This is a genomic window from Streptomyces sp. NPDC005070 (genome assembly GCF_053600395.1).
Genome location: NZ_JBSFZS010000227.1, coordinates 1 through 6,608, shown reverse-complemented (window position 1 = coordinate 6,608; position 6,608 = coordinate 1). Strand labels below are relative to the sequence as shown.

The following is a 6,608-nucleotide window of genomic DNA, read 5'->3' as shown; positions in this document are numbered from 1 at the left end:
CCTCACCGACGCGCTGGAGGCCTGGTTCGACTACTTCGCCGGCCATCCACTGGAACGCGGGGTCACCGCGGCCACCAACATGGAGCTCGACCCCGCCGTCCGCAACGCCGTACGCGCCCCGGTGCAGGACCTCTACCTCGCCGGCCTGCGCCCCCTCGTCGAACGGGCGGTCGCGGCCGGCGACCTGCGCAAGGGCGCCGACGTCGACGCGCTGCTGTCACTGCTGCTCGTCCTGCTGCCGCACCTCGCGCTCGCGGCCCACACGCCCGGCTTCGAAGGACCGGTACGCCTCGCGGGCGAACCTCCCGAGGTCCGCCGGGCGAACATCGCCCGACTGATCGGCCCGCTCCTCGCCGACTTCGTACCGAAGGGGCCCTGATGGAGGCCCTGATGGACGCACGCGACTACGACGTCCTCGTCATCGGCTCCGGATTCGGCGGCAGCGTCACCGCGCTGCGCCTCACCGAGAAGGGGTACCGGGTCGGGATCCTGGAGGCGGGCCGCCGCTTCGCCGACGCCGACTTCCCCCGAACCTCCTGGCATGTGCGCGACTACCTCTTCGCTCCCCGCCTCGGCTGTACGGGCATCCTGCGCATGACGCTGCTCGGCGACGTCCTCGTCCTGACCGGCGCGGGCGTCGGCGGCGGCTCCCTCGGGTACGCCAACACGCTCTACGAGCCGCCCGACGCCTTCTTCCAGGGCTCGCCGTGGGCCGGCATCACCGACTGGCGCGGCGAACTAGCGCCGTACTACGCCCAGGCCCGGCGCATGCTGGGCGTCACCCCCAACCCCCTGCTCACGGACGCCGACCGGCTCCTCAGGGACACGGCGGACGATCTCGGCTGCGCCGACACCTTCAGGGCCGTGCCGGTCGGCGTCCACTTCGGGCCGCCCGGCTCGGCACCGGGCGCCCGCGTCGCGGACCCCTACTTCGGCGGGGCGGGGCCGGAGCGCAACGCCTGTCTGCACTGCGGCGCGTGCATGACGGGCTGCCGGCACAACGCGAAGAACACCCTGCCCAAGAACTACCTGGGACTGGCCGAACGTGCCGGTGCCGAGGTGCTGGCCCTGCGGACGGTCACGGACGTCACCCGGGACGGCCAGGGCTGGGCCGTCACCTCGGTACGCACGGGCGGAGGCCCGCGGCGCCGCAGACGGACCCTGACGGCACGGCACGTCGTCTTCGCGGCAGGCGCCCTGGGGACGCAGCGGCTGCTGCACCGGCTGCGGGCGAGCGGTTCCCTGCCCGACGTGTCGCCCCGCCTCGGGCTGCTGACCCGTACCAACTCCGAGGCGATCCTCGGCGTCAGGGCCAGGGACAGGGCCACCGACTTCAGCCGCGGCGTCGCCATCACCTCCTCCGTGCACCTCGACGAGAGCACGCACGTCGAAGCCGTCCGGTACGGCCGGGGAAGCAATCTGCTCGGGCTGCTCGGCGCCCTGCTCGTCGACCCCGTCCGCGGCCGGTCACGGCTCCTCACCGGTCTGGCCGCGATGGCACGCAATCTGCGGGACCTGCCGAGCCTGCACAACCCGCGCCGCTGGTCCCAGCAGACCGTCGTCCTGCTGGTCATGCAGTCCCTCGACAACTCCGTGACGACGTACCTCCGCCGCACCCTCACCGGGCGCGGGCGGCTGACCTGCCGACCCGGCGAGGGCACCCCCAACCCGACCTGGATACCCGCCGGACACCGGGCGGCCCGCCGTGCCGCCGAGCGCATCGGCGGCCAGGCCTGCGGCACCTGGGCCGACCTGTTCGACATCCCCACCACCGGACATCTCATCGGCGGATGCGCCGTCGGCGAGAACCCGGAGACCGGCGTGGTGGACCCGTACCACCGGCTGCACGGACATCCGGGCCTGCACGTCATCGACGGCTCCACGATCTCGGCGAACCTCGGTGTGAACCCCTCCCTCACGATCACCGCCCTGGCCGAACGGGCCGTCGCCCTGTGGCCCAACCAGGGGGAGGAAGACCCCCGGCCCCAACCGGGCCTGCCCTATCGCCGCGTGCGCCCGGTACCTCCGAGGCACCCCGCCGTGCCCGCGGGCGCACCGGCCGCCCTGCTGCCGGAACCTCCCACCGGAAAGGACACCCCGTGACGCGCTACCCCGAGGAACCCTGGCATCTGGCCGGACGGATGTATCTGTCGCTGTGGCTGGTGCCGGCCCGCGAACTGCCCGGGGTGGCCGACGGCACCAGGCCGGTCACCATCGCCGGGCGCGGAGCGGTCGGCGCCGCCTGGGTCGTCTACGAGAACGACAGCGTCCTGCACTACAACGAACTGCTCCGGGCCGTGCTCGTACGGGACGGCGGCCGTCCCCGTGTCTGCATCACCGACATCTGGGTCGACAGCGCCGCCTCGATGGCGGGCGGCCGCGAACTGTGGGGAATCCCGAAGGAGTTGGCGGACTTCGACATCGACAGGACCGTCGGTGTCCAGGCCGCGGCGGCGACGGACGAGGGCGCCCTGGCCGGGGCCGTCTTCGAACCCGGCCGTCGGCTGCCTGGGCGCTGGCCCCTCACCTATCGCGTCACGCAGACCCTCGACGGCGCGCTGAAGACCAGCTCCGTCCGCTCGCGCTCGGCCGTACGGACGGCCCGGGCCCGATGGACCGCGCAAGAGGACGGCCCGCTGGGGGAGTTGGGCCGCCGCCCGCCCCTGTTCAGCCTGGCCCTCGACGACTTCACCCTCCGCTTCGGGGACGCCGCGCTCACATCGTCCACGCGGCCGACGGCCGCGCCGTAGACCGCACGCCACCGACTGAACCGGCCCGTCGGTGGACGAGAAATGGACAAGTGGAGGGCGATCAAACCCTGTTCCGGCGGCCTACCGGCCGGTATACAGACCAGGTTGGGTCTGCCGGGCAGGAGCCGTCCGGCCTGTCGCGGCGCCGCGATCCCGTGCGCCGCGGGACGCCGGTACCCGTTCCGCAGGCTGTCAAGGTTTCAGGGGAGGGCACGATGAACGATCACACGCGTCCGGAAAACGCCGTTCCAGGGCGGCGGGGCGCCCTGGCGCTGGGTGCCGCGCTGAGCAGTTGCGCGCTCGTCGCGGGCGTCGCGGCGGCAGCCCCCGCCCAGGCGGGCGAAGGGCACAAGGGCCATGGCGTGAACTACGTCGCGCTCGGCGACTCGTACACGTCCGGGCCGCTGATCCCTCAGCAGATCGACGCGAACTGCGCGCGCTCCGACCACAACTACCCCTCGATCACCGCGGCCGCCCGCAAGGTCGCCACGTTCACGGACGTGAGCTGCTCGGGCGCGAAGACCGACGAGATGTGGAAGGCGCAGGGCACCAACGGACCCCAGCTCAACGCGGTGAAGCGCGACACCGACCTGGTGACCGTGCAGATCGGCGGCAACGACATGGGCTTCGGCTCGATCATCGCCACCTGTGCCGGGCTCAGTTCGAAGGACCTCGCGGGCAACCCCTGTCAGCAGTACTACGGTGCCGCGGGCTACGACCAGCTCACCCTGAACATCCTCCAGACGGCGCCCAAGGTCGCCCGGGTGCTGCGCGAGGTGCACGCCAGGGCGCCGCACGCCCGCGTGGTCGTCGTCGGCTACCCCGACCTGCTGCCCGACGACGGCAGCGGCTGCTACCCGACGGTGCCGTTCGCCGCGAAGGACTTCCCCTATCTGCGCGACACCGGCAAGCGGCTCAACCTGATGCTGCGCGCGGTGGCGGCCCTGAACCGGGCCGAGTACGTGGACACGTACGCGCCGACCGTGGGTCACGACATGTGCAAGGCGCCCGCCGACCGCTGGATCGAGCCGCTGCGCCCGACCGCGCCCGCCGCTCCGGCCCACCCCAACGCCACGGGCCAGGAGGCGATGGCCCGCGCGGTACTGGCCGAGCTGAGGCATGGAGCCGGCCACCACCACTGACCGCTACCGAACGACGCCCCCGCCGTCCCCGCACCGGTCCCTGCCGGCGAACGCCCACGCGTTCCCCGGCGGGGTCTTCGGCCCGGCGGTGTCAGGGAGCCGGCACCTCGTCCACGAACGTGGTGCCGGCGCTGCGGTAGGCGGTCACCCTGGAGGCGACCTGGGCCGGGGTGAGCACCTGGTCCTTGACGTGCAGGACGTAGTCGACCTGTTCGTCGTACGCGCGCGCCCCGGTCGAGGTCTGCCCGGCGAGGTCGATCAGCCACTGGTTGAAGTTGATCGACATGGGCCGCTCGGGCAGGTACTGGGCGTCGTGCGTGCCGAAGAGCTGTCCGTCGATGTAGTACTTGATGCTGCTGTTGTCGATCGTGAGGACCAGGTCGTGCCAGCCGGCGTAGCTCTGGCGGGCCTCGGTGTGCTGGTTGACGGCCTGCCAGGGGTCGGGGTTGTACGTCTCCCAGGACGTCGTGTACAGGATGTTGCCCGTCTCGCCCCAGCCGCCGTTGGGCAGGTACTCGAAGTCGTACTCGGCGTAGTCGTCGGCCATCGGCGCCGTGAGGTCGTTGATGGTGAAGAACGTCTGCACCAGGTGGTCGCCGTCCGGGCCGGACTTGGGAGCGTCGGCGAACTTCACCCGGGCCGCGTAGGTGCCGTTCTTGAACTTCGTGCTCTTGGTGAGGACTTCGGTCTGCCTGGTCGACTCGCCGGTGCCCGCGGTCGAGGTCTCCAGGTTCATGACCTTGTTGCCGGACACGGTGGGGAAGGTGACCTTGGACGGGTCCCAGGTCGCGCCCGGGACGCCGGGGCCACCGGAGTTGGAGCGGACGTTCCAGCCGTGCGCGGAGATCGCCGGGTCGGTGGACGACGAGTAGGCGAAGTCGTCGAACAGCGCCTTGCCGCTCCCGGGCGGGTCGGTGGGCGGGTCGGTGGGGTCGGTCGGATCCGTGGGGCCGTTGCCCTCGGGCGCCGTGCCCCACACGGTGGCTCCGGCGAGCTGCGCGGTGACCTTGTTCCAGTCCGCGTACGAGGTCTGCGCCCCGTTGAAGGAGTAGTCGTCCGCCTGGTTCAGGGACTGCCAGCTCGACTGGTAGAAGCGAAGCTGCATGTCCCCGGTGTCGGCGCCCGGTGTCAGTGCGCCGGCCCCGGAGGTGAAGCCGATCTCCAGGTACCTGTCCGCCGTCGCGGTGGGGTGGGCCAGGGTGCCGAACGTGCCGGTGACGTTCGCGCATCCCTTGACCGCCCAGGAACAGGCGAAGCGGTACGTGGCGCTCGCCGAGTCCGCCTTGAAGTAGTAGCGGATCCTCACCTGGCTCAACTGCACGCTCGTGGAACCGGTGTTGCGCACCTTGAACCAGGGCTCGCTCTGGTCGGCGGAGGCGCCGCTCGCGCTGGTGCGGTACTGGACGGCGAGGCCTCCGGCCGCGGCGGCGGGGGCGGACATCGGAACGGCCACCAGGGCGGTGCCGCCCAGCAGGGCCGACAGGGCGAGGGCCACGCGACGGCGGCCTGTGAGGGGGCGGTTTCTCATGGGGGTTCCTTTCGATGGGCTCCCGCCGGCCGCGGGAGGTGGGGGTGCTCAGGAACACGTGGAGACATGCCGTGCTTGACCAGTTGGCCGACGCTCTTTACCAGTTGACCGTCGCCTGAAAAGTGGCATAGACCAATGAGCCCGTCAACCCCCTTGTCTGCAAGGTGAGTTGGAAAGATTGAAGGGAGCTCGCTGTTCGCGCGGTGAAGCGGCGCGGAAGTAATCCCTGTGACCAGCAGACCAGTTAGGGTCAGGGGTCATACCAGTTGGCCGGCACCGTCGACGAGCGAGGGTCAAGCATGGAGATCGATTCCGCCGCCTCCCGCGCGGTACTCAAGCGGGAAAGGGTCCGGGACACGATCCTCGAACTCATCGAGGAACGCCGTCCCGGCGACGCCATCCCCTCCGAGCGCACGCTCTGCGCGCAACTCGGGGTGTCCCGGCCCACCTTGCGCGCGGCCGTGGACCAACTCGTCGTCGCCGGACTCCTGGTGCGTGAGCACGGACGCGGCATGTTCGTCGCCGCCGAGAAGATCACCCAGGAACTCGTGCCCGACCGGCGGAACTTCAGCCTGCCCCGGGCCGCGGGCACCTGGACCAGCAGACTCCTGGAGTTCAGCACGATGTCCGCCGGCGCCCGGGTGGGCCGCAGGCTGCGCATCTCCCCGGCCGCGGACATCCGGTACGTGGCCCGGCTCCGCCTCGTCGACGGCTCACCCATGGCCATCGAGTACCTGCACGTCCCCGCCGGCCTGGTGCCCGACCTGACCAGTGACGAACTGGAGAACGGAGACCTGTACGAGCACCTCGGTGAACGGCACGGGATCCAGGTGAGCGAGGCGGTCCAGTCGATCGAGCCGACGGTCCTGACCCGTGACGAGGCGGGACTGCTCGACGTGCCGGAGCTGTCCCCGGCGCTGCTGTTCGAGCGCCTCACCTCGGACGCCTCCGGCCGGCCGGTGGAGTACGTCCACTCGATCTACCGCGGGGACCGCTACCGCATCGTCTCCCGCCTGGCTCTTGGGCCCCGCTCCGAGCACCCGTCGCCCCGCGACGGACACCACCCCGGGATCCCGCCCGGAGACTTCCTGCCGGGCGAACCCGTCACCTTCTCCACTCCGAGAAGTACCAGCTCCACCCACGCGACTGGGCCGCCGCCGAACGCGAGGGCCGGAGCATCGCCCCGCT

The 6,608-nt window shown here is 71.3% G+C and carries 6 protein-coding genes; 5 read left to right on the top strand and 1 reads right to left on the bottom strand.

Features of this window, described 5'->3' with window-relative positions; all coding sequences use genetic code 11:
- From ACWEBX_RS36245 to ACWEBX_RS36230, 4 genes are all read left to right on the top strand, one after another.
- A partial coding sequence (locus ACWEBX_RS36245) for a TetR/AcrR family transcriptional regulator C-terminal ligand-binding domain-containing protein (RefSeq protein WP_451888996.1) occupies window positions 1–379 on the top strand: 379 nt, incomplete at its 5' end.
- 11 nt (window positions 380–390) lie between these two features.
- The gene (locus ACWEBX_RS36240) at window positions 391–2,103 is read left to right on the top strand and encodes a GMC oxidoreductase (RefSeq protein WP_451888995.1); all 1,713 of its coding nucleotides are present in this window, start codon (window positions 391–393) and stop codon (window positions 2,101–2,103) included.
- Window positions 2,100–2,750, top strand: a complete 651-nt coding sequence (locus ACWEBX_RS36235) for an acetoacetate decarboxylase family protein (RefSeq protein WP_451888994.1) — start codon at window positions 2,100–2,102, stop codon at window positions 2,748–2,750. Before ACWEBX_RS36240 ends, ACWEBX_RS36235 begins: the two co-directional genes overlap by 4 nt.
- Window positions 2,751–2,965: 215 nt before the next feature.
- Window positions 2,966–3,892, top strand: a complete 927-nt coding sequence (locus ACWEBX_RS36230) for an SGNH/GDSL hydrolase family protein (protein ID WP_451888993.1) — start codon at window positions 2,966–2,968, stop codon at window positions 3,890–3,892.
- Between the two features lie 91 nt (window positions 3,893–3,983).
- On the opposite strand, the gene ACWEBX_RS36225 is transcribed toward ACWEBX_RS36230, so the two are convergent.
- Window positions 3,984–5,420, bottom strand: coding sequence for a cellulose binding domain-containing protein (locus ACWEBX_RS36225; RefSeq protein WP_451888992.1), 1,437 nt, complete (start codon window positions 5,418–5,420; stop codon window positions 3,984–3,986).
- Between the two features lie 299 nt (window positions 5,421–5,719).
- Here ACWEBX_RS36225 and ACWEBX_RS36220 point away from each other — a divergent pair.
- Window positions 5,720–6,608 (top strand): GntR family transcriptional regulator (locus ACWEBX_RS36220; protein WP_451888991.1); only part of this gene is annotated, 889 nt, incomplete at its 3' end.